This window comes from Leifsonia sp. RAF41 (assembly GCF_052114085.1).
In the GTDB taxonomy this organism is placed as follows: Bacteria; Actinomycetota; Actinomycetes; order Actinomycetales; family Microbacteriaceae; genus Leifsonia.
On the sequence record NZ_JBFREB010000001.1, the window covers coordinates 3,428,992 to 3,450,998 of the forward strand.

At 68.3% G+C, this 22,007-nt stretch carries 26 protein-coding genes; 6 read left to right on the forward strand and 20 right to left on the reverse strand.

Translation table 11 applies throughout. The features are described from left to right. Positions 1 to 15: 15 nt before the first annotated feature. Positions 16 to 1,287, reverse strand: coding sequence for a serine hydrolase domain-containing protein (locus AB4Y74_RS16660; RefSeq protein ID WP_441800180.1), 1,272 nt, complete (start codon positions 1,285 to 1,287; stop codon positions 16 to 18). Positions 1,288 to 1,450: 163 nt separating this feature from the next. Here AB4Y74_RS16660 and AB4Y74_RS16665 point away from each other — a divergent pair, with 163 nt between their 5' ends. Together AB4Y74_RS16665 and AB4Y74_RS16670 are read left to right on the forward strand one after the other, a co-directional pair. Continuing rightward, the gene (locus tag AB4Y74_RS16665) at positions 1,451 to 1,864 is read left to right on the forward strand and encodes a DUF4383 domain-containing protein (RefSeq protein ID WP_441800181.1); all 414 of its coding nucleotides are present in this window, start codon (positions 1,451 to 1,453) and stop codon (positions 1,862 to 1,864) included. Between the two features lie 29 nt (positions 1,865 to 1,893). After that, positions 1,894 to 2,439, forward strand: coding sequence for a hypothetical protein (locus AB4Y74_RS16670; protein WP_441800182.1), 546 nt, complete (start codon positions 1,894 to 1,896; stop codon positions 2,437 to 2,439). A 28-nt stretch (positions 2,440 to 2,467) separates the two neighbouring features. Here the strand turns inward: AB4Y74_RS16670 and AB4Y74_RS16675 are convergent, their stop codons facing one another. Together AB4Y74_RS16675 and AB4Y74_RS16680 are read right to left on the reverse strand one after the other, a co-directional pair. Beyond that, entirely contained in the window at positions 2,468 to 2,821 is a 354-nt protein-coding gene (locus AB4Y74_RS16675; protein ID WP_441800183.1) for an FHA domain-containing protein, read from the reverse strand. A gap of 25 nt (positions 2,822 to 2,846) precedes the next feature. After that, a complete protein-coding gene (locus AB4Y74_RS16680) occupies positions 2,847 to 4,160 on the reverse strand; it encodes an ATP-dependent DNA helicase (RefSeq protein ID WP_441800184.1) in 1,314 nt (437 codons plus the stop codon). Positions 4,161 to 4,252: 92 nt separating this feature from the next. On the opposite strand from AB4Y74_RS16680, the gene AB4Y74_RS16685 reads away from it, so the two are divergent. Beyond that, positions 4,253 to 5,299, forward strand: a complete 1,047-nt coding sequence (locus AB4Y74_RS16685) for a hypothetical protein (protein WP_441800185.1) — start codon at positions 4,253 to 4,255, stop codon at positions 5,297 to 5,299. Between the two features lie 10 nt (positions 5,300 to 5,309). Here AB4Y74_RS16685 and AB4Y74_RS16690 read toward each other — a convergent pair whose 3' ends face one another. The 13 genes from AB4Y74_RS16690 to AB4Y74_RS16750 form a co-directional block, all read right to left on the reverse strand. Next, positions 5,310 to 7,220, reverse strand: coding sequence for a cytochrome c oxidase assembly protein (locus AB4Y74_RS16690; protein WP_441800469.1), 1,911 nt, complete (start codon positions 7,218 to 7,220; stop codon positions 5,310 to 5,312). Positions 7,221 to 7,483: 263 nt separating this feature from the next. Continuing rightward, positions 7,484 to 7,768 (reverse strand): HU family DNA-binding protein, encoded by a 285-nt coding sequence (locus AB4Y74_RS16695; protein WP_090039575.1) that lies wholly within the window; start codon positions 7,766 to 7,768, stop codon positions 7,484 to 7,486. A 210-nt stretch (positions 7,769 to 7,978) separates the two neighbouring features. After that, positions 7,979 to 8,284 carry a 30S ribosomal protein S14 gene (rpsN, locus tag AB4Y74_RS16700; protein WP_018188986.1) on the reverse strand — a complete coding sequence of 102 codons (306 nt, stop codon included), beginning with the start codon at positions 8,282 to 8,284 and terminating at the stop codon, positions 7,979 to 7,981. A 2-nt stretch (positions 8,285 to 8,286) separates the two neighbouring features. Next, entirely contained in the window at positions 8,287 to 8,454 is a 168-nt protein-coding gene (gene rpmG, locus AB4Y74_RS16705; protein WP_085367414.1) for a 50S ribosomal protein L33, read from the reverse strand. Continuing rightward, on the reverse strand, positions 8,454 to 8,690 hold the full coding sequence (gene rpmB / locus AB4Y74_RS16710; protein WP_018188988.1) for a 50S ribosomal protein L28: 237 nt from the start codon (positions 8,688 to 8,690) through the stop codon (positions 8,454 to 8,456). Before rpmB ends, rpmG begins: the two co-directional genes overlap by 1 nt. A 137-nt stretch (positions 8,691 to 8,827) precedes the next feature. Continuing rightward, positions 8,828 to 9,244: a Fur family transcriptional regulator gene (locus tag AB4Y74_RS16715; RefSeq protein ID WP_441800186.1), complete on the reverse strand. Its 417-nt coding sequence runs from the start codon at positions 9,242 to 9,244 to the stop codon at positions 8,828 to 8,830. Between the two features lie 6 nt (positions 9,245 to 9,250). Further along, the gene (locus AB4Y74_RS16720) at positions 9,251 to 10,138 is read right to left on the reverse strand and encodes a metal ABC transporter permease (protein WP_441800187.1); all 888 of its coding nucleotides are present in this window, start codon (positions 10,136 to 10,138) and stop codon (positions 9,251 to 9,253) included. Further along, positions 10,135 to 10,995 (reverse strand): metal ABC transporter ATP-binding protein, encoded by an 861-nt coding sequence (locus AB4Y74_RS16725; RefSeq protein WP_441800188.1) that lies wholly within the window; start codon positions 10,993 to 10,995, stop codon positions 10,135 to 10,137. Before AB4Y74_RS16725 ends, AB4Y74_RS16720 begins: the two co-directional genes overlap by 4 nt. Then, positions 10,992 to 11,897: a metal ABC transporter solute-binding protein, Zn/Mn family gene (locus tag AB4Y74_RS16730; protein ID WP_441800189.1), complete on the reverse strand. Its 906-nt coding sequence runs from the start codon at positions 11,895 to 11,897 to the stop codon at positions 10,992 to 10,994. The genes AB4Y74_RS16725 and AB4Y74_RS16730 overlap by 4 nt, the downstream gene beginning before the upstream one ends. Positions 11,898 to 11,992: 95 nt before the next feature. Continuing rightward, positions 11,993 to 13,444: a dihydrolipoamide acetyltransferase family protein gene (locus tag AB4Y74_RS16735; RefSeq protein WP_441800190.1), complete on the reverse strand. Its 1,452-nt coding sequence runs from the start codon at positions 13,442 to 13,444 to the stop codon at positions 11,993 to 11,995. A gap of 76 nt (positions 13,445 to 13,520) precedes the next feature. Further along, positions 13,521 to 14,480, reverse strand: a complete 960-nt coding sequence (locus AB4Y74_RS16740; protein WP_441800470.1) for an alpha-ketoacid dehydrogenase subunit beta — start codon at positions 14,478 to 14,480, stop codon at positions 13,521 to 13,523. Between the two features lie 380 nt (positions 14,481 to 14,860). Continuing rightward, positions 14,861 to 16,000 carry a thiamine pyrophosphate-dependent dehydrogenase E1 component subunit alpha gene (locus AB4Y74_RS16745; protein ID WP_441800191.1) on the reverse strand — a complete coding sequence of 380 codons (1,140 nt, stop codon included), beginning with the start codon at positions 15,998 to 16,000 and terminating at the stop codon, positions 14,861 to 14,863. 4 nt (positions 16,001 to 16,004) lie between these two features. Further along, positions 16,005 to 17,114 carry a pyridoxal phosphate-dependent aminotransferase gene (locus tag AB4Y74_RS16750; protein ID WP_441800192.1) on the reverse strand — a complete coding sequence of 370 codons (1,110 nt, stop codon included), beginning with the start codon at positions 17,112 to 17,114 and terminating at the stop codon, positions 16,005 to 16,007. Positions 17,115 to 17,215: 101 nt separating this feature from the next. On the opposite strand from AB4Y74_RS16750, the gene AB4Y74_RS16755 reads away from it, so the two are divergent. Both AB4Y74_RS16755 and purB read left to right on the forward strand, forming a co-directional pair. After that, a complete protein-coding gene (locus AB4Y74_RS16755; protein ID WP_441800193.1) occupies positions 17,216 to 17,602 on the forward strand; it encodes a phage holin family protein in 387 nt (128 codons plus the stop codon). Positions 17,603 to 17,689: 87 nt separating this feature from the next. Further along, the gene (gene purB / locus AB4Y74_RS16760) at positions 17,690 to 19,069 is read left to right on the forward strand and encodes an adenylosuccinate lyase (protein ID WP_441800194.1); all 1,380 of its coding nucleotides are present in this window, start codon (positions 17,690 to 17,692) and stop codon (positions 19,067 to 19,069) included. Positions 19,070 to 19,093: 24 nt separating this feature from the next. On the opposite strand, the gene AB4Y74_RS16765 is transcribed toward purB, so the two are convergent. Both AB4Y74_RS16765 and AB4Y74_RS16770 read right to left on the reverse strand, forming a co-directional pair. Further along, positions 19,094 to 19,426 carry a hypothetical protein gene (locus tag AB4Y74_RS16765; RefSeq protein ID WP_441800195.1) on the reverse strand — a complete coding sequence of 111 codons (333 nt, stop codon included), beginning with the start codon at positions 19,424 to 19,426 and terminating at the stop codon, positions 19,094 to 19,096. Further along, positions 19,423 to 20,025, reverse strand: a complete 603-nt coding sequence (locus AB4Y74_RS16770) for a DUF308 domain-containing protein (RefSeq protein WP_441800196.1) — start codon at positions 20,023 to 20,025, stop codon at positions 19,423 to 19,425. Before AB4Y74_RS16770 ends, AB4Y74_RS16765 begins: the two co-directional genes overlap by 4 nt. A gap of 97 nt (positions 20,026 to 20,122) precedes the next feature. Between AB4Y74_RS16770 and AB4Y74_RS16775 the strand changes: the two genes are divergently transcribed. Then, positions 20,123 to 20,854 (forward strand): Pr6Pr family membrane protein, encoded by a 732-nt coding sequence (locus tag AB4Y74_RS16775; RefSeq protein ID WP_441800197.1) that lies wholly within the window; start codon positions 20,123 to 20,125, stop codon positions 20,852 to 20,854. Here the strand turns inward: AB4Y74_RS16775 and AB4Y74_RS16780 are convergent. Both AB4Y74_RS16780 and AB4Y74_RS16785 read right to left on the reverse strand, forming a co-directional pair. Then, positions 20,784 to 21,311: a hypothetical protein gene (locus AB4Y74_RS16780; protein ID WP_441800198.1), complete on the reverse strand. Its 528-nt coding sequence runs from the start codon at positions 21,309 to 21,311 to the stop codon at positions 20,784 to 20,786. The two genes, AB4Y74_RS16775 and AB4Y74_RS16780, sit on opposite strands and share 71 nt — an antisense overlap. A gap of 75 nt (positions 21,312 to 21,386) precedes the next feature. Then, complete coding sequence (locus tag AB4Y74_RS16785) at positions 21,387 to 21,983, reverse strand: gamma carbonic anhydrase family protein (protein ID WP_441800199.1); 597 nt, start codon at positions 21,981 to 21,983, stop codon at positions 21,387 to 21,389. Between the last annotated feature and the right edge of the window lie 24 nt (positions 21,984 to 22,007).

Genomic DNA, 22,007 nt, shown 5'->3' on the forward strand with positions numbered 1-22,007 from the left:
ACCAGCAGAGGAGCGTCAGCCGGCTTTCTTCGCCGGGCACGGCGCCGACCTCTTCATGCCGTCGACCGTCTGCTGCTCCGACCACGGGAGGGAGGCGACCGCCTTCGCACCCTTCTGCTCGACCGGCAGCTTGGAGGCGATCGACGCGAGTCGCTGCGCGAGCAACTGCGCGAAAGCGGGACCCGGAGTCGAGTTGTTCAGCGCGACGACGATGGTCAGGCCGGAGGACGGGTCGGCGAACACCGCCGAGAGGTAACCGGGCACCGCGCCACTGCTGCCGCGAAGCGGGCCGAGCAGCTGCACGCCGAGGCCGTAGCGCTGCCACGACTCGCCGTTGACGACCGCGTCGACCTGCGCCTTACGCGCCTTCTCGCTCAGGAGGCTGCCGCCGGCGAGTGCCTGGCCGAAGGCCTTGAGGTCGCTGACGGTGGAGACGACGCCACCGGACGTCCATCCCTGCGAGGGAGACATCTTGCTCACGTCGCGCATCGGCTCGCACACGATCGCGCCGGCCGCATCCAGTCCCACCGAGTATCCCGCCGGGTGCGGTCCCGGAACAGTCAGCTGACTGGTCTCGGGCAGGACGCTCGCGGTCATGCCGAGCTTGTCGAAGATGTACTCCTTGTAGAGCTGTTGCCAGCTGCGGCTCGTGGCATTCTCGAGCGCCATCCCGACGAGTACAGCGTTGGTGGCGGAGCGGCCGTACTTCTCACCCGGAGTGCCGAACCGCTGCATCGCGATACCGTCGCTGGCGAGTTCGAGTGGCGGCCACTGACGCGTCGGGTTCATCAAGAAATTGCTGTTCAGGGCGGCGATGTAGTCGTTGATGCCGGACGTGTTCTGGCAGAGCTCCCGCATCGTCACACCGTCGACACCGATCAGGCCAGGCACCCACTTGGTCAGGGGGTCGTCGAGACCGATCCGCCCGTCGTCGACAAGCTGGAGAAGCACGGTGCACGTCATCGGCGTGGTGTTCTGCCCGATGCGGAAGGCCATGTCCTCCGTGACCGGCTTCGATCCTCCCCGTGTCGTCGTGCCCTGAGCGGTCGTCCAGCTGCCCGCCCACGGGGCCCAGACGCCGGCGAACCCGGCGGAGGCGTCGGCCAGCGTCATGGCGTCGGTGACAGCAGAGGTCAGGCGCTTCTCGACATCCGTCGAGAAGCCGCCCGGCTGCTGCGACGGCTGCCCTCCGCTACCGGCCCCGGACGTGCAACCGGCCAGCACGAGGGCCACGAGCGCGGCGGTCGCGGCGAGCGCGAGACGCCCGAACTTCGTGTCTCGTCGCATTGAATCTTCCCCCGCCATCGGCTCTGCGTGTCCAGCGATTGTAACGTGCGGCAGAAACGAAGCCGCCGCGCAAGGGGCTGTGACCGCAATCCGATTCGGACGACGCTTCGAATGGGAAGTGAGGCGCGCATCGGTGCGCCGTCCTACGGAAGGAAACGACACAATGCGCACATCACCGAACCGCCTGGTGGCCACCATCTTCGGAGCGGTCTACCTGCTGGTCGGGCTCCTCGGCTTCGCCTTCACCGGCGGGGTCGGCTTCGTCGCCACCAAGGGCGGCCTGCTGCTCGGCATCTTCGAGGTGAACCCGCTGCACAACATCGCTCACCTCCTCATCGGCGCAGCCCTGCTGATCGCCGGCCTGACCCGGGTGGCAGCCGCCAAGGCCGTCAACACCACGGTCGGCGCCGTCTACCTTCTGCTCGGTATCGTCGGCTTCTTCCTTGTCGGCACGGATGCGAACATCCTCGCCCTCAACACGCCCGACCACTTCCTGCACCTCGTGAGCGCGATCGTCCTCCTCGGCACCGGTCTCGGCGCCGACCGCGGGACCCGCGCCACGACGGCCGCCGCCTGATCGGCGGGGCCACGGCTCCCATGAGCAGGATGACAGGAACGCTGCGGGTCGCCCCCGCCGCCTCGGCCGGTTCGGCCGTCGCGGTGGGCCCGGCGACCCGTGCCTTCCTCGCCGTGGCCGCGCTGGGGGCGGGGCTGCTTCACGCAGCGCTCGCTCCCAGCGCACCCCCTCCTCTGCTGGCGGCGTTCCTTGTGCTCGCCCTGGCGGAACTCCTGTGGGCCGCGGCGACGCTGGCCCGCGATCGGCCGCCCGCTCTCCGGCTCATCCCCGCGCTCGCGCTCCTCCCGATCGGGATGTGGGCCGCTCTCGCCGTCGCGGGGGCGACAGCCTCCGGCGGCACCGCCATCGGTCTGCCACTCATCCCGATGGGTGCCGCCTCTCTGCTCGACGTGGCCGTCGCGGCGACGGCCGCCGTGGTGATCCGGCGCGGCCGTCCCGTTCCCGCCCAGAGCAGCGCCTTCCGCTTCGTTCTCGTGCTCCTGCTGAGTGCGTGCGCGGTGTCCGCCATCACCATCCCGGCCCTCGGGTTCACGGATGCGGGTGTCGCGGCCGTGACGGTCCACCACCACCACTGATCCGGCCCACCACAGATCCGGTGCGCGATCAGCGTCGTGTGAGCGCGAACGACACGCTCCCGAACCGCACCACCGATCCTGGGTCGACTTCGTGCCGAGTGTTGGGGTCGCAGGCGAATGTCCCGTCGCCCGGGTAGGTGATCGTCGTGCCGTTCGCCGAGCCGAGGTCCATCACCCAGAAGACGCCCTCGTACTGGCCGAACGCGAGATGGGCGCGCGACACCGACTTGGCGTCGTCCTGCACCGAGACCAGTTCGACATGGCCCGGGTCCTCCAGCTCGGTGCCCGGCGTGTGCACCGCGGGGCTGCGACCGATCACACCGTTGCCGCTCGTCTCGACCCGTTGTCCGTCGCTGAAGTCCAGCACGAAGGTCACCGCCACGTCCGTCCCCTCTCGACGATCCCGCTCATCCGGCCGCCGCCCCCGCGACGGGCATGGTGACGGGACGCGCATCCCGCATGAAACGCTCGACATCGGCGTCGACCATGATGTCGCTGGGCCGCAGCGGGCGAGTCAGGTACAGGCCGTCGAGCGTGGTGATCCGGCTCAGTGCCACGTACGTCTGCCCTGACGTGAAAGCCCGCGTCCCCAGGTCGACGATGGCCGCGTCGTACGTCTTCCCCTGCGACTTATGGATGGTGACCGCCCACGCCAGTCGCAACGGGAACTGCGTGAACTCGGCCACGACGTCCTTGGTCAGCTTCTTCGTCTCTGGCGACCAGTTGTAACGGAACTTCTCCCAGATCGCCGGCTCCACCTCGTGGACCTCGCCGTCGACGTCGACGTACACGTTCGAATCGATCTTGGTCACGGTGCCGATGGTGCCGTTGACCCATCGGGGACCGTCGCCCTGACCGACGTCGTTCCGCAGGAACATGACCTGCGCGCCGACCTTGAGCTCGAGCGACTCGTCGGCGGGATAATTGCGGCCGCCGAAGTCGCCGCTGACCTCGGCCTTCGCCGTCAGCACGCGCCCGGGCAGCCGACCGAGCGCCTGCGCATTGATCCGGTTCACGGTGTCGTTGCGGGTGGCGAGGGTGATGGTGCCGTCGTCGGGCGCCGGACGGGCTCCCACCTCGTTGAGCCGGTCGGCGATCTCCTTGGTGACCTGACCGTGGCGCACGGCGTTGAGCATGAACCGGAAGTCGGACTCGTGCTGCCGATGCACCTGGAGCAGTTCCACGATGCGGAGGTCGACCTCCTGCCAGACTCTGGCGTCGAAGAACCACATCGAGCGGTAGGTGTCGGCGAAGTACGCGCGCTCCTCGCGGTCGCCCGGCACGGGCGCGAGCTGGTACGGATCGCCGAACAGGACCACCTGTACGCCGCCGAACGGCTCGCCCGCGCGCTGACGCGCCTGGCGCAGGCTGCGGTCCACGGCATCCATCAGGTCGGCGTTGACCATCGAGACCTCGTCGATGACGAGCGTGTCGATGCTGTTGAGGAGCTTGCGGAGTTCGGCACTCTGGTCGATGGTGTGGTCGGCGATGACGCCGATCGGCAGCCGGAGGAGGGAGTGGATGGTCTGCCCACCCACATTCAGCGCGGCCACACCGGTGGGGGCCGAGATCACGAGCGACTTCTCCGTGTTCCACGACAGGTGGTTGAGGAGAGTGGACTTGCCCGTGCCTGCGCGACCCGTGACGAAGACGTGCTCGCGGGTGTTCTCGATCAGATCGAAGACCGCCTGCTGCTCCGGCGAGAGGGGTGGACGCTCCATGGCCTCCCTTTCCGATCGCCCGACCTGACGCACTACTCTAACGCTGCCTACCGCCGCGAGGCCGCTTATCCACAGGACCCTAGGATGGCCTCATGGCTGTGGGGGACTCGCGTACGCTCCGGCGCGCCGTCCTGCTCTGGTCAGGGCTCGGGATCCTGCTGCTCGTCGCCGCCGCGGGGGCCTTCGGGGCGGTGCAGCGGGCGTACTACAGCCCGAGCGGGTTCGTAGAGGCGTTCGTCGCGTCCATTGCCGCGCATCGCGTGCCCGACGCGCTGGCCATGCCCGGGGCCGCTCCCACCTCCAGCGCGCTCGAAGCCGCAGGGCTGCCGTCCGGCGCATCCCGCGAGCTGCTGCGGTCGGACATCCTCCCCTCGATCCGGGATGTGGCGGTCGCGTCCGACACGACCGGCGCCGACGGGGTCCACACCGTCGTCGTCCACGCCCGCGCCGACGGACGCGCCGTCTCGGCCTCATTCCAGGTGCGGCAGAGCGGGTCGGCGCTCGGCCTGCTGCCGACCTGGAGCTTCGCATCCACCCCACTGGGTGTCGCCCGCGTCACCGTCGCTCACGCCGACACCTTCACCGTCGGCCGGCACACCGTCGCCCCCCGGGCGGCGTCGCCCGATCAGCCGGCGGCCGCCTTCAGCGTTTCGGCCGATTATCTGGTCCTGCCGTTGGCACCGCTCGAGCTGTCGCACAGCTCCCACTACGTGCACGCCGCCCCGGTCACGGCCCTGGCAGAGCCGGGACACGTCACCGAGACGGTCGTCGACGCCCAGCCGACCTCTGAATTCACGCTGGCGGTGCAGAAGCAGGTGGACGACTTCCTCGACGACTGTGCGAAGCAGAAGGTGCTTCAGCCCGCCGGCTGCCCCTTCGGCGTCGAGATCGACGACCGCGTGCAGGGCGACCCCGAGTGGTCGATGGTCACCTACCCCGTCGTGCGGCTGCGGGCCGGCGACACCGGCTGGGTGACGGACGACATGGTCGGTGTCGCGCACATCGACGTGACGGTGCAGTCTCTGTTCGACGGGACCGTGAGCCGGCGCAGCGACGACGCGCCGTTCTCGATGCGCCTGAGCAACGTCACCATCCGACCGGACGGTTCGCTCGCGATCGTCGTGGCCCAGGGGCCCTAACGCGAGTTCGTCACCGGACCGCGCGGTCGCGGTCCGCCATCCGCGCCAGCCGTTCGTTGTACGCCTTCAACTCCGCATCGCCCGTGCGGTCCGCGTTCCGGTCGCTGCGCTTCGTCTCGCGCTCGTCGCTCCGGCTCCACTGGATGGCGACCACGATCGCCAGGATCACCGTCGGGATCTCGCCGATGCTCCACGCGATGCCGCCGGCCGCCTGCTGGTCGATCAGCGGCGCGTCGCCCCAGGTGCGGCCCATCGCGCCGAACCAGTCGGCCAGCATCAGTCCGTGCATCTGCATGATCGACAGCCCGAAGAAGGCGTGGAAAGCCATCGTGAGCAGCAGGAGCAGGAGCCGGAACGGGTACGGGAGCCGGTACTTGACCGGGTCGATCCCGATCAGCGACTGCACGAAGAGGTACCCCGTGATGAGGAAGTGGACGATCATCCACTCGTGCCCGATGTGGTCGGTCGTCGCCCAGCGGAACAGGGGCGTGTAGTAGAACGCCCACAGCGATCCGGCGAACAGGATCGCCGCGACGATCGGGTTGGAGATCACCGCAGCGAAACGCGAGTGCACCGCCAGCAGCATCCATTCCCTGCCACCGCGGGAACCGTCCGTGCGCTTGCGGATCGCGCGCGCCGCCAAGGTGACCGGCGCGCCCGGGACGAGCAGCAGAGGCACGGCCATGGTGAGCACCATGTGCGCCGACATGTGGGCTGAGAACAGGTACTTCTCGTAGACGTTCACACCGCCGTTGGTGATGTAGAAGAGGAGCGCGATGCCCAGCACCCAGAGCACGGTGCGGTATACCGGCCACGAGTCGCCGCGGCGGCGCAGGCGCCACACGCCGGCGAGGTAGAAGAACACGGCGAAGGCGCACGCCAGCACCCAGAGCAGGTCGAAGTTCCAGGAGGTGAACAGCCGCTCGAAGCTGAGCGGGTCGGGCAGCTTCTCGCCGGTGAGGATCTCCGCCGGAGTCGGAGTGGCCGCACGCGTCTCTGGCACGGGCGTCACCGTGCGGGCGAGCGCCGCCGCAACTCCGGACGCGATTCCCATGAACGCGAGTTCGGCGACGACGATCCACCAGAAGCTGCGCGGCTCGCCCGTGCTCTTCAGCCGGCCGATCAGGTAGCGACGCTGAGTGAGGCCGAACAGGCCGAGGACGACGAGCGCAGCAACCTTGACCAGGACCAGGATGCCGTACGGCGTCGCCAGCTCGGCCAGCGTCCCGACCCGCAGCTCCGCGTTGACGTACCCTGACGCGGCGACGACCACGAAGCAGATGAGGGCGATGGTCGAATAACGCTCGAGCACGGTGACGAGTCGGCCGTTGCCCAGCGTCTGCTTGACGACGATGAGCGTGATCAGGCCGCCCAGCCAGATCGCCGCGAACAGCACGTGCAGCCCGAACGAGGTCACCGCCGCGTCGTGGCCTGCGGCCTCCGCGCTGTGCCCCTGCTGGGCCATCGGCACGACGGTGGCCATTGCCAGGATCGTCACGAAGACGATCGCGGTCTGGTTGCGCACGGCGAAGCAGAGGACCGTGACGGCGGCCGCGATGAGCGTGATGCCGAGCCACGCCTGGCCCAGGGAGACACTGGTCACGAACGAGCTGAGCCCGTTGCTGAAGGTCGCGTCGAACGACCACGGCACGTTGGAGACGCTCACGAAGGTGAACAGGCCGGTGGCGGCGGATGCGACGGTCATCACTCCCGCGCTGCCGGCGGCGAAATCCAGCGCCTTGCCGTACTCGTCGCGGTCGGGCGCGAACGCGAAACACGCGAGCACGAGGGCCCCCACGGTGCCCGCCAGACTGAGGTTGGCCACGAGGGTCGCGGCGGGCAACCCCCATCGCACCAACGCTCCGGGATCGGCCAGAAGGGGAGCGGACGCCCCACCGCCGAATGCGAGCGCGATGATCATGGCCGCCACGGCTGCGAGCAGCAGCGCGGCAGGGCCGATCACGCGGAGGATTCGTGGCACCCGTCCAGCCTACGTCCACGCTCCTGGGCGGGCGCCCACAGCCGGGCACCCACAGCGCCGGGCAACGACGAGTGGTGACCAGATGTCGCCACTGAGCCGGGATTCCAGCAACGACTCACGACTCGTCGGGTGCGGCGCGCCTCCGGAGACGACGAGGGCGGCACCGCGTGATGCGGCACCGCCCTCGGGCAAGCTGGGAAAGACTACTTGACGGCAGCCTTGAGCTTCGAACCCGCGGTCAGCTTGACGCGGTGACCGGCCGGGATCGAGATCTCCGCGCCCGTCTGCGGGTTGCGGCCGGTGCGGGCAGCGGTCTCGCTGCGCTCGGCGGCGAGCCAACCCGGGATGGTGACCTTGCCGCCCTTGGCGACGGTCTCGCTGATGGTGCTGAAGAATGCGTCGACGACGCTCGAGACGGTGGCCTGGCTCTGACCCGACGCCGCAGCGACGGCAGCAACGAGCTCGGTCTTGTTCAGGTTGTCAGCCATTGAGTGTCCTCCTCGGACCTTGTGCTGGTTTTACAGCTGTTTGTGGAACGGTTGAGGCCACGTTGGGCCATACGTTTGGTCGGTTGACCGCCTTGAATGTATCAGAAACCCGCGGAAACACGCGGATTTCCGGGCTTCTTCAGGCATTTGACACCACAAAGGGGCGCCCGGCCGAAGCCGAACGCCCCTTGAGTGCGTCGCCGGACTGGTTTACCAGCTCGACTTGGTGATGCCGGGCAGCTCGCCGCGGTGCGCCATGTCGCGGAAGCGAACACGGGAGATACCGAACTTGCTGAGGTTTCCGCGGGGACGGCCGTCGACGGCGTCGCGGTTGCGGACGCGGATCGGGGAGGCGTCACGGGGAAGCTTCTGGAGGCCGAGGCGCGCGGCCTCGCGGGACTCGTCGCTACCATTCGGGTCGACGAGGGCCTTCTTGAGCTCGGCGCGCTTCGCGGCGTAGCGCTCGACGATGACCTTACGCTGCTCGTTCTTGGCGATCTTTGACTTCTTGGCCATGTTTAGCGCTCCTCTCGGAAGTCGACGTGCTTGCGCACTACGGGGTCGTACTTCTTGAGCACGAGGCGGTCGGGGTTGTTGCGACGGTTCTTCTTGGTCACGTAGGTGTAACCGGTGCCCGCCGTCGAACGGAGCTTGATGATCGGACGGACGTCCTGCTGCTTCGCCATTAGATCTTCTCCCCTCGGGCCAGGAGGTCCTTCACCACGGACTCGATGCCGCGGGCGTCGATGACCTTGATGCCCTTGGCGCTCAGCGTCAGGGTGACGTTACGACGAAGAGACGGAACGTAGTACGTCTTCTTCTGGATGTTCGGGTCGAACCGGCGCTTCGTGCGACGGTGCGAGTGCGAGATGTTGTGACCGAAGCCGGGAACGGCTCCAGTCACCTGGCACACTGCTGCCATTGCTTTCTTCTCCAATACCGTGGTGCCGGACGGCACCACCCAAGGTCACTTGTCGGCGCACGACTTCCCGACATCGAGATGTGGGGGGTTCGTACACGATCAGAGCGGGGGGAGGCCCACTCAGCCAAACATCTATGCTACGGCATGGAGGCAGTGCCGGCCAAATCGCTCTGGGCCGTGCACGAGGCGCAGAGGCCGAAAACATCGACGACGTGCTGCGCCTGGGTGAAGCCGTGCGCCGCCGCGGCCTGACGTGCCCAGAGCTCGACGGCATCCGCCTCGATCTCCACCGTCAGCCCGCAGTTGCGGCAGATGAGGTGGTGATGGTGGCCCGTCGTGCAGGCCCGGTAGAGGCTCTCGCCCTCCGGTGACTGCAGCGAGTCGGCATCACCCTCCGACGCCAGGTCGGCGAGCGCGCGATACACGGTCGCCAGGCCGATGGGGGAGCCCCCTTCGTGCAGGCTCATGTGGAGTCCCTGCGCGCTGATGAAGCCCTCCGTAGAGGTCAGAGCCTCGCGGACAGCCTCCCGCTGCCAGGTGTTGCGCTTCACCATTCCAGGCTAGCCCGCCTGGCTCACGAGTCGCCGAGAACTCGAGGCCGTCCTGCGCCGGTCGCGGCGTCCGCCGACGATGCGGCAGACCACGTAGATGAGGAACGAGATCGTCGTGACGTACGGGCTGATCGGCAGCGCGCTGCCCAGCGCCAGCAGGATGCCGCCGACCACGGAGACGAGGGCGAAGACGACGCTGATCACCGGGACCGCGAGCGGTGACGAGGAGATGCGCATCGCGGCAGCTGCGGGCGTCACCAGCAGCGACAGCACCAGCAGCGCTCCGACGATCTGCACCGAGACGGCGACCGCGAGCCCGAGCAGCACCATGAATGCCAGCGCCACGAAGCGGGTCGGGATGCCGCGCGCGGCGGCGACGTCCGCATCCAGGCTGTCGAAGGTCAGCGGACGCCACATCAGCAGCAGTGCGATTAGCACGATCACGCCGATGACCAACAGGGACCCCAGCTGCGGGTCGTCGACCGACACGATCTGACCGGTCAGCAGTCCGAACTTGTTGGCGCTGCGGCCGGGATACAGCGCGAGCGCCAGGATGCCGAGCCCGAGCCCGAAGGGCATCAGCACCGCGATGATCGAGTTGCGGTCTCGTGCTTTGGCGCCGAGGAGACCGATCAGGATGGCGGCGATCAGCGAGCCGATCAGCGACCCTGCCACGACATCCACCCCCAGCAGCAGAGCGATGGCCGCGCCCGCGAAGGACAGCTCGCTGATGCCGTGAACCGCGAACGCCATGTCGCGTTGCATCACGAAGACGCCGATCAGACCGCCGACGATGCCGAGCACTGCGCCGGCGAAGATCGAGTTCTTGACGAGAAGCAGCAGCTCGCCGTAGTCGGTGAAGTCGAACAGCTGCGACCAGAGGTCCATGTGCGTCATGCGGCCGGCTCCGGATGCGTCTCGCGGGTGTGCTCATGGTGGTCGTGCGTTTCCGCGTCGGGGATGCCCACGACGACGATGCGGCCGCGACTCCGAATGACGTCGACCGGCGTCCCGTAGAGATCGGTGAGCACGTCGCTGCGGAGCACCTCGTCCGGAGTCCCCATGCGGAAGCGGCCGCCGGCGAGGTACAGGACGCGGTCGACCATCCCGAGCACCGGGTTCACGTCGTGCGTGACGAAGACGACCGCGCTATCGTGCTCCCGGCGTCGCCGGTCGATCAGTTCGCTGACGCCTCGCTGGTGCTGGAGGTCGAGTGAGAGCAGCGGCTCGTCGCACAGCAGCAGCGCCGGATCTCCGGCAAGCGCCTGCGCTACACGCAGACGCTGCTGCTCGCCGCCGGAGAGGGAACCGACCGCCGTGTCCGCATAGCGCCGGGCGCCTACCGCGTCGATCAGTCCATCCACCTGATCGCGGTCGGAACGACGGGGAAGGGGCAGGCCCCAGCGGTGGCCGTTGACGCCGAGTGCGACCAGGTCCCGCGCGCGCATCGGAGTGCCGGCCGGGATGAGCTTCTGCTGCGGGATGTAGCCGATGCGCCGGTCACCGCGGCGTATGGGGTGCCCCTCGAACGAGATCTCGCCGGAGTCCAGCTGCTGCTGACCGAGGATCGTGCGCAGCAGGCTGGTCTTCCCGGAGCCGTTCGGGCCGAGCACGGCGACGAACTCACCGGCGTGCACGTCGAGGTCGAGCCCACTCCACAGCGTCCGGTCGCCGAATCCGAGGGATGCGTCCCGCAATGCCAGGACCACGTCCCGTTCGCTCGGGGGCGTCACGCGCGCCAGCGGCTCACTCACTCGGCCAACGCCTTTCCGACGGCGTCCAGGTTGGACTGCATCCACCCGACGTAATGTTTGCTGCTCGGCAGCGTCTCGGTGACCGGCACGACGGGGATGCCGTTGTGCTTGGCGGCGGCGAGCACGCGCTCGGTCTCGGCACCGGTGGTCTGCTCGTTGTACGCCAGAAGCTTGACCTGGTGACCGCTGAACAGCGCCAGCGTGTCCTTGAGGACGACGGGGGAGACGTCGTTCTCCTCCTCGATGGCAGCGCTGAACCTCTCGGGGGTCTTGTCGACCAGCCCAATCGCGTCCAGCAGGTAGAGGGGGACGGGCTCCGTGATGGCAACGCCCTGTCCCGCGTACGACGTCTTGAGCTGCGCCTCGGTGCCTTCGAGAGCGGTCAGCTGCCGCGCGAACGCGGTTCCGTTCTTCTCGAACACTGCCTTCTGCGACGGGTCGGCGGCCGAGAGCGCGGCCACCAGGGCCCGGCTGAGCTTCCCCATGGTCGGGAAGTCGTACCAGACGTGTTCGTTGAGCTCGCCGTCGGCCGGCTTCTTACCGGACAGGTCGACGACGTTCAGGACGGTGGTGCTGCGGTTCTTGGAGCCCTTCACCAGCGTCTGCATGAATTCGTCGTAGCCGCCGCCGTTCTCGATGACGACGTCGGCCTTCGATACGGCCAGCTGGTTCTGGGCGCTGGCTTCGAACGAGTGCGGGTCCTGGGCCGGGTCGGACATGAGAGAGGTGACGTGGACGGCGTCGCCGCCGATGGTGGTCGCGATGTCGCCGTACACGTTGGTGCTGGCGACCACGCGGAGGGTGCCGTCGTCGGATCCCGCCGACGAGGTGGCGCAACCGGCGGTCGCCAGTGCGATTGCGGCGCCGAGCGCCAGGGCGGAGACGAGGGAGCGCGTCTTCATGGGAGCCTGTCTAAGTCGCGAACGACACGAAGAGGGTGTGCCCACGGTCGCGGGCACCGGCTCACATTACGTCTTATTGAAAATGATTGTCAAATTCAATCGAGCAGCAGCGCGGGCTCTTCGATGATGGATGCGACATCCGCCAGGAAGCGGGACGCAACGTCGCCATCGACGACGCGGTGGTCGAAGGAGGCACCCAGGGTGGTGACGAAGCGCGGGCGCACCTCGCCATCCACCACCCACGGCTTCTGCTTGATCGTGCCCAGAGCCACGATGCCCACCTCGCCGGGATTCAGGATGGGCGTGCCCGTGTCCATCCCGAACACACCGATGTTGGTGATCGTGATGGTGCCGCCGTTCATGTCGGCCGGGGGCGTCTTGCCGTCGCGCGCCGTCAGGGTGAGCTGCTCGAGAGACCTCGCGAGCTCGAGCAGGGTCATGCCCTGCGCCTCCTTGATGTTCGGCACGATGAGGCCGCGCGGCGTCGCCGCCGCGATGCCGAGGTTGACGTAGTGGCGGACGATGATCTCCTCGTCGGTCCACGACGAATTGACCATCGGGTTGCGACGGACCGCCCAGATCATCGCCTTCGCCATGATGAGCAGCGGCGACACCTTGATGCCCGCGAAGTCGGGGGAGTTCTTGAGGCGCTTGACGAACTCCATGGTGCGCGTGGCATCCACGTCGACGAAGAGGCTGACGTGCGGGGCAGTGAACGCGCTCGACGTCATCGCGTTGGCGATCGCCTTGCGGACGCCCTTGACCGGGATGCGGTCTTCGCGGTCGTTCGGCCACTCGGGCGTCTGGATGTTGCGGAAGACGCTCACCTGCGTCGCCTCGCGGAGGACGTCGTCCCGGGTGACGTCGCCGATCGGACCGGTCGGCGTGACCAGGCCGAGATCGACCCCGAGATCTTTGGCGAGCTTGCGAACGGGCGGCTTGGCGATGACCGGCCCGCTGGGACGCGCCGTCGGCGCGGCCCCGGGCTCGGTCCCGGGCTGGGTCCCGGGCTGGGCGGCGGGCGCTGTCGGGGCGGTGGGAGCCGCGGCCGTGGCGACCGATGCGGCTGCCGGAGCTGCCGCCGTGGCCGCCGGCTGCGGGATGCTCCCCGGGAACGCGACGGGAATCGAAGCGGTTCCCGGATGCGACACCCGGCGTCGGCGGCTGCTGCCGTGACCCGCCGAGCCGTAGCCGACGAGCACGGCGCCCGGCTTCGGCTCGTCCTCGTGCGAGACCGTCGACGCGGCATCGGCGATGATCTCGTCCGCCGGCTCCGGCTCGCGTTCCAGGGTCGGAGCGGCCTGGGCGCCCGCGGTGACCGTGAAGATGGGCGTTCCGACCTCGACGGTCTGGCCCTCCGTGACGAGGAGCTCCCCCACGGTCCCCTCGAACGGCGAGGGCAGCTCGACCAGCGACTTCGCCGTCTCGATCTCGACGATGACCTGGTTGACTGCGACCTGCTCGCCGGGCGCGACCTTCCACGAGACGATCTCCGCCTCGGTCAGGCCCTCGCCCACATCGGGCAGGAGGAACTGGGACTCGCTCATGTGCGACTTCTCTCTGTCTTCAATACAGCGTGTCTTCAATACAGCGTGCCTGTGCGGCGCGCTCCGGCCGGGGCGATCAGTACGCCAGGGCCCGGTCGACGGCCTCGAGGATGCGGTCGGCGTCGGGGAGGTAGAGCTCCTCGAGCTTGGCCGGCGGGAAGGGGACGTCGAAGCCCGCGACACGGATCACCGGCGCCTCCAGCGAGTAGAACGCCTTCTCGGCGACGGTCGCGGCCACCTCGGACCCGACGGACACGTTGCCCGGCGCTTCCTGGGCGATGACCAGACGACCCGTCTTCTGGACGGATGCGATGACCGGCCCGTAGTCGACGGGGGAGAGCGAGCGCAGGTCGATCACCTCGAGGCTGCGCCCCTCCTCCGCGGCGAGTTCCGCCGCGCGGAGTGCCACGCTCACCATGCCGGCCCACGCGACGATGGTCGCATCCGTGCCCGTGCGGACGACCCGGCTGGCGTGCAGCGCCGTCGGGTTCTCGACGAGGTCGACCTCGCCCTTGGGCCAGTAGCGGCTCATCGGCTCGAAGAAGACCACGGGGTCGTCGGAACGGATGGCCTCCTGGATCATCCAGTACGCGTCGTGCGGGGTCGAGGGCGCCACGACGCGAAGGCCGGCCGTGTGCGCGAAGTACGCCTCGGGCGCCTCCTGGTGGTGCTCTACCGCCCCGATGTGGCCGCCGTGCGGGATGCGGATGACCACCGGGAAGGGCAGCCTGCCGTTGTGCCGGTTCGTCATCTTGGCGAGCTGCGTAGTGATCTGGTCGAAGCCGGGGAAGACGAAACCGTTGAACTGGATCTCGACGACCGGGCGGTAGCCGCGCATCGCCAGACCGATCGCCGTACCGATGATGCCGGCCTCGGCGAGCGGCGTGTCCACCACGCGCTGCGGGCCGAACTCCTTCTGCAGGCCCTCGGTCACTCGGAAGACTCCGCCGAGCGGGCCGATGTCCTCGCCCAGGAGAATCACCTTCGGGTCGTCGGCGAGCGCGCGCCGGAGACCGGCGTTGAGCGCTTTCACCATCGGCAGCGACTGGATGCGCGGCTCGGGCGCGGCGTCCGCCACCGCCTGCTCAGGCGTCTCGTCGGCGTGTTCGGCGGCAGCAGCCTCCGCGCCCACCTCGGCAGAGGCCTGCGCGTCGGTGTGTGCGGCAGGGTACGCAGTGTCGGGGAAGGCACCCATCTGCTCGTCCTCGATCACGAATTCCCGCGTCCACTCCTGTTCGGCGACGTGCTCTTCGAGCACGCGCGAATCCGGGTCGCTCTCGACGATCTCGACCACGTCGATGGCCTGCGTGTCGAGCGACGCGCTGTCTGCGGCGGTTTCCTCGTCCGACGGGCCAGTGGCGGCCGGTTCCTCGATCAATTCGGCCTCCACGTACTCGGCCTCGCTTCTCACGTCGCTCATGCGTCGCCTCCGAACGATTCCTCGTAGTCCAGGAGCCAGCGCCGCTGCTCCTCTGTCAGCGGATGCGGCTCACTGTAGACGTGGTCGAACATCGAGGCGGCGGAAGGAGGGGTGAGTTCGAGGGTCCGGCGGCGGATGTCGGCCGCGAGGTCAGCCCCTTCTTCATCCGCACTATCGAAGAACGCCTGGCCGACACCCTGCTGCTCCAGGAAGACACGGAACCGCAGGATCGGGTCACGCTCGGCCCAGTAGGTGACCTCGTCATCGCTGCGGTACTTGCTGGGGTCGTCACTCGAAGTGTGGGCGCCCATGCGGTAGGTGAGGGCCTCGATCATGCTCGGCCCCTCGCCGCTGCGGGCGTCGTCCAGGTGCTTCGCCGTCACCGCGTACGCAGCAAGCACGTCGTTGCCGTCGATCTGCACGCCCGGGATGCCGAATCCACTCGACCGCAGATAGAGCGGAGTGCGGGACTGCGTGCTCACCGGAACGGAGATCGCCCAGTGATTGTTCTGCAGGAAGAACACCTGAGGGGTCTGATAGCTCGCGGCGAAGACATACGCCTCGCTCACATCCCCCTGGCTGGTCGCGCCGTCACCGAAGTAGACGATGGACGCCTCATCCTGCGTCGGGTCGCCCGTGCCCACCTTGCCGTCGAACTTCATGCCCATGGCGTACCCGGTCGCGTGCAGGGTCTGCGACCCGATCACGAGCGTGTAGAGGTGGAAGTTGCCGACGGCGGGATCGGTCGGGTCCCAGCCACCGTGGGTCGTCCCACGCAGCAGGCCGATGATGCCGATCGGATCGATACCGCGGATCATGCCGACGACGTGCTCGCGGTAGGTCGGGAACAGGTGGTCCTGCGGCTTCGCGGCGTGGGCCGAGCCCACCTGGGCGCCCTCCTGGCCGTGGCTGGGAACCCACAATCCGAGCTGGCCCTGCCGCTGCAGGTTGGCGGCCTCGATGTCGAACGCCCGCACACGCACCATGTCGCGGTAGAAGCGGCGGTAATCGTTCTCGTCGAGACGCTCCAAGTAGGGGAGGTACTCTGCCGACGTCTCGCTCGGCTGGAAGCGGCCGTCTGCCGTGAGCAGCTGGACCGTGTTCGCCGGGCGCGGGATCTCGTTCGTCGCAACCACCGTTCTAACCTAACCGCTTGCCGGAGTGCCCATTTGGTAGGTTCCGCACAATATCACCGGCAACCTGCAGGAGTTTGTCCACAGACTCCTCCTCGCCGACACTGATGCGGATGCCCTCCGGAGGGAACGCGCGAACCGTCAGTCCGGCGTCGAAGAATGCGTCGTTGGCCTCGACGGTCTGTTCACCGGTCGCAAGCCACACGAAGTTGCCCTGGGCCTCCGGGACCGCCCAGCCCAGCTGGATCAGGGCGTCACGGAGCCGGTCGCGGCGCATCGCGACACGGGCGACGCGCTCCATCAACTCGTCTTCGGCCTCGATGGAGGCGAGCGCGGCGACGCGGGAGGCATCGGTGACCGAGAGCGGGATGGCGGCGGAACGCGCCGCGTTCAGTACGGCCGCCGGCCCGACCGCATAGCCGATGCGCAGCGCCGCCAGCCCGTAGGCCTTGGAGAACGTGCGCAGCACGACGAGGTTGGGGTAGCGGGACAGCAGGGGGATGCCATCGACCGCGGCGTCATCCGTGACGAACTCGAAGTACGCCTCGTCGAGGAGGACGAGAAGGTCCGAGGGGACGCGCGCCATGAACGCCTCGAAGGCCGCGGCCGTGACGATCGTGCCGGTCGGGTTGTTGGGCGTGCACACGATCACGACGCGTGTTCGCTCCGTGATCGCCTCGGCCATCGCATCCAGATCATGGCTGCCGTCGGCACGGTTCGGCACCTGGATGCTCGTGGCGCCGGTCACCGTCACGAGCCCGGGATACGCCTCGAACGAGCGCCAGGAGTACACGACTTCGTCGCCGACACCGGCCGCGGCCGCGATCAGCTGCGACAGGAGGGCTACCGAGCCGCTGCCCAGGTGGACCTCCTCGATCCCGACGCCGTGTCGCTCCGCCAGCCGGGCGCGCAGGTCGGCTCCGCCCGCGTTGGGGTAGCGGTTGAGCTCGTGCAGGGTCGCCGTCACCGCCTCCACCACCGAGGGGAGAGGCGGGTAGGGGTTCTCGTTGCTCGACAGCTTGAAGCCGTCCGCCGGCGCCGGCCGCCCCTGCTTGTAGGCGGGGACAGCAACGATCTCGGGGCGCAGTCTCACGCCGAAGGTGTCTTCCGAACTCACAGACCCAACTTAGTCGCGCCCGCATACCCGGAGAGGAATTACCGGAATCTGTGGAGGACGCACCCTTTGTACCCCTCTGTGTCCACTGACAGGATGGATCCATGCGATTCCTGCTCAGACTGATCATCAACGCCATCGCCCTCTGGCTCACGACGCTGATCGTCAGCGGTGTGACCGTGCATCCCTACGCGTCGGACACGACCGCGCTCGTGCTGACGTACCTGCTCATCGCCCTGATCTTCGGAGTGGTGAACGCCATCGTCGGCACGGTCATCCGGATCGTCGCGTTCCCGCTCTATATCCTCACGCTGGGGTTGATCTCGTTGCTCGTCAACGCGTTCCTCCTCTTCATCGTTTCCTGGATCAGCGACGCGATAGGTTTCGGGCTGCACATCGACGGCTTCTGGTCCGGTGTCCTGGGCGCGCTCGTGCTCGGCATCATCGCCTGGCTGCTCGGTCTGATCTTCCGGCCCGCCCGCCGCGACTGAGCCCGGTCGTGCCGGCGGCGTCGGCACCGACCAGCGGCGTGCGGGAGAATGGTGGAGTACCCGCCGCCTGATTTCGCGAGGAGCACCATGACCGCCCTGCCTCCCCAGCCGCTCAGCCCCCTGGACGGCCGCTATCGGTCCGCCGTCATCGGGCTCGGCGACCACCTCTCCGAGGCCGGCCTCAACCGGGCGCGCGTGCAGGTCGAGGTCGAGTGGCTGCTCTACCTCACCGAGCACCGGATGTTCGGCTCGTCGCCGCTGACGGAGGACCAGAAGCGCGCCCTGCGCGCCCTCGCCGACGAGTTCGGGCAGCCCGAGATCGATCGCCTGGCCGAACTCGAGGCGACGACCAAGCACGACGTGAAGGCGGTCGAGTACCTGGTGCGCGAGCGCCTGCACGCACTCGGGCTCGACCACATCGCCGAGCTGACCCACTTCGCGGCGACGAGCGAGGACATCAACAACCTCTCGTACGCGCTCACGGTGAGTGCGGCGGTCCGCGAGTCCTGGCTTCCGAAGTTCCGCGCGGTGATCGCCGAACTGCGCGCGCAGGCGAAGCAGTACCGCGATGACGCGATGCTCGCCCGCACCCACGGCCAGCCCGCGACGCCGACGACCATGGGCAAGGAGCTGGCCGTCTTCGTCCACCGCCTGGAACGGGTGCGCACGCAGATCGAATCGGGCGTCCACCTGGGCAAGTTCAGCGGCGCCACCGGGACCTTCGCCGCCCACCTCATCGCCGATCCGGAAGCCGACTGGCCCCGCATCTCGCGGGAATTCGTCGAGAGCCTCGGCCTCGACTGGAACCCGCTGACCACGCAGATCGAGTCGCACGACTGGCAGGCGGAGCTGTACTCGCGCATTTCACACGCGAATCGCATCCTGCACAACCTGTGCACCGACATCTGGACGTACATCTCTCTCGGGTACTTCCGCCAGGTCCCGGAGCCCGGCGCCACCGGGTCGTCCACCATGCCGCACAAGGTCAACCCGATCCGCTTCGAGAACGCGGAGGCCAACCTCGAGCTTTCCAGCGCGGTGCTCGACTCGCTCGCGGCGACGCTCGTCACCAGCCGCCTGCAGCGCGACCTCACCGACTCGACCACCCAGCGCAACATCGGCGTGGGCCTGGGTCATTCCCTGCTGGCACTCGACAACATCGAGCGCGGGCTGGGGCAGATCACCATCGACCGCCAGCTGCTCGCCGACGATCTGGACTCCAACTGGGAAGTGCTCGCGGAGGCGATCCAGACCGTGATCCGCGCGGAGGTCACGGCCGGCCGCTCCACGATCACGGATCCGTACGCGCTGCTCAAAGAGCTGACCCGCGGAAAGCGCGTCGACCACGCTGCGCTGACGGAGTTCGTCAACGGTCTGGAGATCGGCCAGGCGGCGAAGAACCGCCTTCTGGCGCTGACGCCCGCCGGGTATGTAGGTCTGGCGTCGGAGCTCGTCGACTACCTGTAACGCTTGCCGACCGGCAGGCGCCGGTCAGTGCCCGCGCGGGCGCTCGTCGCCCTCGGCGCGCGCCCGGGCCGCCTTGGCGCGGGCTTCGGCGTCCTGCTCGTGGATGTCCTCCACCTCGGCCTCGGTCGGCTTGAAGGCGAGTGCGAAAAGCGCCAGCAGCACGAGCGCGACGATGAACGTCACACCCAGGCCGATTCCGGCGAGCACGAACTCGCGCGTCGCGATGAGCACGATCAGGCCGACGAACACAGCCAGTCCGGCCGAGATCGCTAGAAGCTCCACCGGCAGGAACCGGTCCCGACGGGAGGGCTGCAGATTCTGGGTCAATCGAGGGTCTTTCTTGTCGCGCGAGGTCACGATCCGCTCTCCACTCCGCGTGTTTCGTCACCGGGTCGTGCAGCCGACCGCAGAGTCACCGCGCCGATGCCCTGGAAGACGCCGACAATGACCGCCCAGGCGCCGAAGAGCCCGATGGCGAGGATGGCGTCGGCCGGGGCGAACAACAACGCGAGTGCAAGGACGGCGGTGATGGCACCGGTGATGAGCCAATCACGGGCGGCAGCGTCCCGGCCGCGCTCCCGGATGCCGTTGTACAGCTCGAGGAAGCCGGTCAGCGCCGCCCACACCGTCACGAGGTAGAGGTACAGTCCGAGCCCGCCACCCGACAGCGCGAGCGCGACCACACCGGCGATCACACCGATGACGCCCTGCACGGCGAACAACGTTCGCGTCAGCCTGCGTCCGGCGAGCAACCAGCTCAGGACACCGGTGGCAAGTCCGTCGACGAGCGCGAAGACGCCGAACACGATCAGACCGAAGGCCGCAGTGTGCGCGTCCCGCGTGAAAGTGATGACGGCGGCGGCGGCGAGGGCCACGACGGCGCGGACGGCGGGGACGACCCAGTACCGGTTGTGCGCGTGGGCGCGGGCATTCTGGGCGGGGACGGCGGTAGCCACGAGGCGACCTCTTTCGTACGGATTCGCCCTCCAGTCTAGTCGGCGGGTTCCTGCGCGTTCACCGCATCGAGACGCGTCCGCTCGCTACGATCACGGCATGCGGATCGGTTTCGCGGCGCTGCGCGCGGTGGTCTTTTTGCTCATGGTCGCGGCCGTCGCCGTTCAGCTGGGCACTAGCATCCATTCGACGAGCGATCGCGGTGGAAGCGTGGCCGGGCTGGTTACGAACTTCTTCAGCTTCTTCACGATCGACTCGAATGTGCTCGGGATCGTGGTGCTCGGGATCGGCGCGGTGCTGCTCGTCGTGCGGCGCGGCGATGACCCGGGATGGTTCACGGCGCTGCGCGCGGCGGCGGTGACGTATCTGGTGACGACGGGCGTCGTCTACAACCTGCTGCTGCGCAACATCCCGTTGCCGCAGGGCACGACCGTCGGCTGGTCGAACGAAGTGCTGCATGTCGTCGCGCCGCTGTACCTGCTGATCGACTGGCTGTTCGCGCCGGGCCGGACCCCGCTTCGACTGCGGGCGGTGTGGGGCATCGCGGTGTTCCCGATCGTGTGGGCGATCTACACGCTGATCCGGGCGCCGTTCGCCGCCGAACCGGTCAGCGGGAAGCAGCCGTGGTACCCGTATCCGTTCCTCAACCCGCAGACCAGTCCGAACGGGTACCTGTCTGTCGCCTTCTACGTCGTCCTGATCGCCGTCGTCATCCTGGTCGCCGGGTACGCGGTCGTGTGGGTCTCGCGGCGGTGGAACGTTACACGGCGGTCGGATGCGGTCGCCGGCGACGACGCGGTTCCGGATCGTCGGCCCGCGCCCACAGAATGACGGATGCGAGCCCGCCGACCGCCAGCAGGAAGGCGCCCGTGGCTGTGACGTCGTCCGCGACGCCGTGCTGCGTCAGCACGGCGGACACGATCCCGGCGGCGGCGCCACACACCGTGACGACGGCGAATGCGTACGAGATCGCCCGAGCCGCGCCTCCCATGACAAGACCGCGCACGACGAGGGCGACCGCACCGATGAGCCACAACGTCGCCACCGGAAGCGCCAGGAGCATCCCCAGTGGGTCACGCAGGAGCACACCGGGAGTCGCGTAGAGGAGTGACGCGGCGAGCAACAGGACAACGCCCAGTCCGGTGGACGCCAGCACGCGAGCACCATCGGTGCGCAAAGCCAGGATGGGCCGGAGCAACGCCGGCCAGGTGAACGCCAGGGCGAACGCCACGAGAGCGAGCGCCACGCTGCCTGCGCCCTGCAGCACGGGAAGGAGGATGCCCATCATGCATCCATTGAATCGTCCCCCGGCCGGTGGCGCGTCGTCCGTGAGGATGATCCGCGTCGGCCGCGCGGCGGTGGTTCAGCGGGTGACATCCTCATCGGTGGCGTGGGCACCGTAGAACTGGGACTGCTGCCGCATGAGGTCCCGCATCGACGCCTCGCGTCCCACGCCGTACACGGTGCCGGGAAAGTCGAGCTCGCACTGGATCGCCCAGATCTCCTGGTGGCGATCGGGCGAGAGAATCGACGCGGGGTCTCCGACCGCGATCCACCCGATCGGAACGACCGCTCCGGGCTCGAGAACTGTGTTGACCTGGACGACGCCATTGATCCGGACCTCGGCCCCGGCTCCGACGAGGCTCCCCGGAAAGAGGGAAGCGCCGGTGGCGATGAACGCCTCGTCCGCGACGATGCTGCCGTTGACGTGGGTGTGGGGGCCGACCATGACGGCGGCGCCGATGTGCACGGGGTGGTCGGCCCGGCCGCGGAGCAGAGCGTGCTCCATGACGATGGTGTCTTCACCGATGGTGACCGCTCCATCCTCGGCGGTGATCACTGCTCCGTGGAGAATGCGGGCGCCTGCGGCGATCCGAACGTTCCCCACGATCACGGCGGATGCGGCCACGTAGGCGGCGGGATCGATCATCGGGTCGCTGCCGCGGTGTCTCAGAAGCATTCGGTGGGCTCCGATCATCGTTTC

Bases quoted from the DNA above. Each gene is read 5' to 3' on its own strand.
- AB4Y74_RS16735 (WP_441800190.1), bottom strand. From the start codon at position 13,444: ATGAGCGAGTCCCAGTTCCTCCTGCCCGATGTGGGCGAGGGCCTGACC.
- AB4Y74_RS16780 (WP_441800198.1), bottom strand. From the start codon at position 21,311: ATGATGGGCATCCTCCTTCCCGTGCTGCAGGGCGCAGGCAGCGTGGCG.
- rpmB (WP_018188988.1), bottom strand. From the start codon at position 8,690: ATGGCAGCAGTGTGCCAGGTGACTGGAGCCGTTCCCGGCTTCGGTCAC.
- purB (WP_441800194.1), top strand. From the start codon at position 17,690: ATGACCGCCCTGCCTCCCCAGCCGCTCAGCCCCCTGGACGGCCGCTAT.
- AB4Y74_RS16665 (WP_441800181.1), top strand. From the start codon at position 1,451: ATGCGCACATCACCGAACCGCCTGGTGGCCACCATCTTCGGAGCGGTC.
- AB4Y74_RS16730 (WP_441800189.1), bottom strand. From the start codon at position 11,897: ATGAAGACGCGCTCCCTCGTCTCCGCCCTGGCGCTCGGCGCCGCAATC.
- rpmG (WP_085367414.1), bottom strand. From the start codon at position 8,454: ATGGCGAAGCAGCAGGACGTCCGTCCGATCATCAAGCTCCGTTCGACG.
- AB4Y74_RS16660 (WP_441800180.1), bottom strand. From the start codon at position 1,287: ATGCGACGAGACACGAAGTTCGGGCGTCTCGCGCTCGCCGCGACCGCC.
- AB4Y74_RS16720 (WP_441800187.1), bottom strand. From the start codon at position 10,138: ATGACGCACATGGACCTCTGGTCGCAGCTGTTCGACTTCACCGACTAC.
- AB4Y74_RS16690 (WP_441800469.1), bottom strand. From the start codon at position 7,220: ATGATCATCGCGCTCGCATTCGGCGGTGGGGCGTCCGCTCCCCTTCTG.
- AB4Y74_RS16685 (WP_441800185.1), top strand. From the start codon at position 4,253: ATGGCTGTGGGGGACTCGCGTACGCTCCGGCGCGCCGTCCTGCTCTGG.
- AB4Y74_RS16775 (WP_441800197.1), top strand. From the start codon at position 20,123: ATGCGGATCGGTTTCGCGGCGCTGCGCGCGGTGGTCTTTTTGCTCATG.
- AB4Y74_RS16695 (WP_090039575.1), bottom strand. From the start codon at position 7,768: ATGGCTGACAACCTGAACAAGACCGAGCTCGTTGCTGCCGTCGCTGCG.
- AB4Y74_RS16680 (WP_441800184.1), bottom strand. From the start codon at position 4,160: ATGGAGCGTCCACCCCTCTCGCCGGAGCAGCAGGCGGTCTTCGATCTG.
- AB4Y74_RS16715 (WP_441800186.1), bottom strand. From the start codon at position 9,244: ATGGTGAAGCGCAACACCTGGCAGCGGGAGGCTGTCCGCGAGGCTCTG.
- AB4Y74_RS16670 (WP_441800182.1), top strand. From the start codon at position 1,894: ATGACAGGAACGCTGCGGGTCGCCCCCGCCGCCTCGGCCGGTTCGGCC.
- AB4Y74_RS16785 (WP_441800199.1), bottom strand. From the start codon at position 21,983: ATGCTTCTGAGACACCGCGGCAGCGACCCGATGATCGATCCCGCCGCC.
- rpsN (WP_018188986.1), bottom strand. From the start codon at position 8,284: ATGGCCAAGAAGTCAAAGATCGCCAAGAACGAGCAGCGTAAGGTCATC.
- AB4Y74_RS16755 (WP_441800193.1), top strand. From the start codon at position 17,216: ATGCGATTCCTGCTCAGACTGATCATCAACGCCATCGCCCTCTGGCTC.
- AB4Y74_RS16740 (WP_441800470.1), bottom strand. From the start codon at position 14,480: ATGGTGAAAGCGCTCAACGCCGGTCTCCGGCGCGCGCTCGCCGACGAC.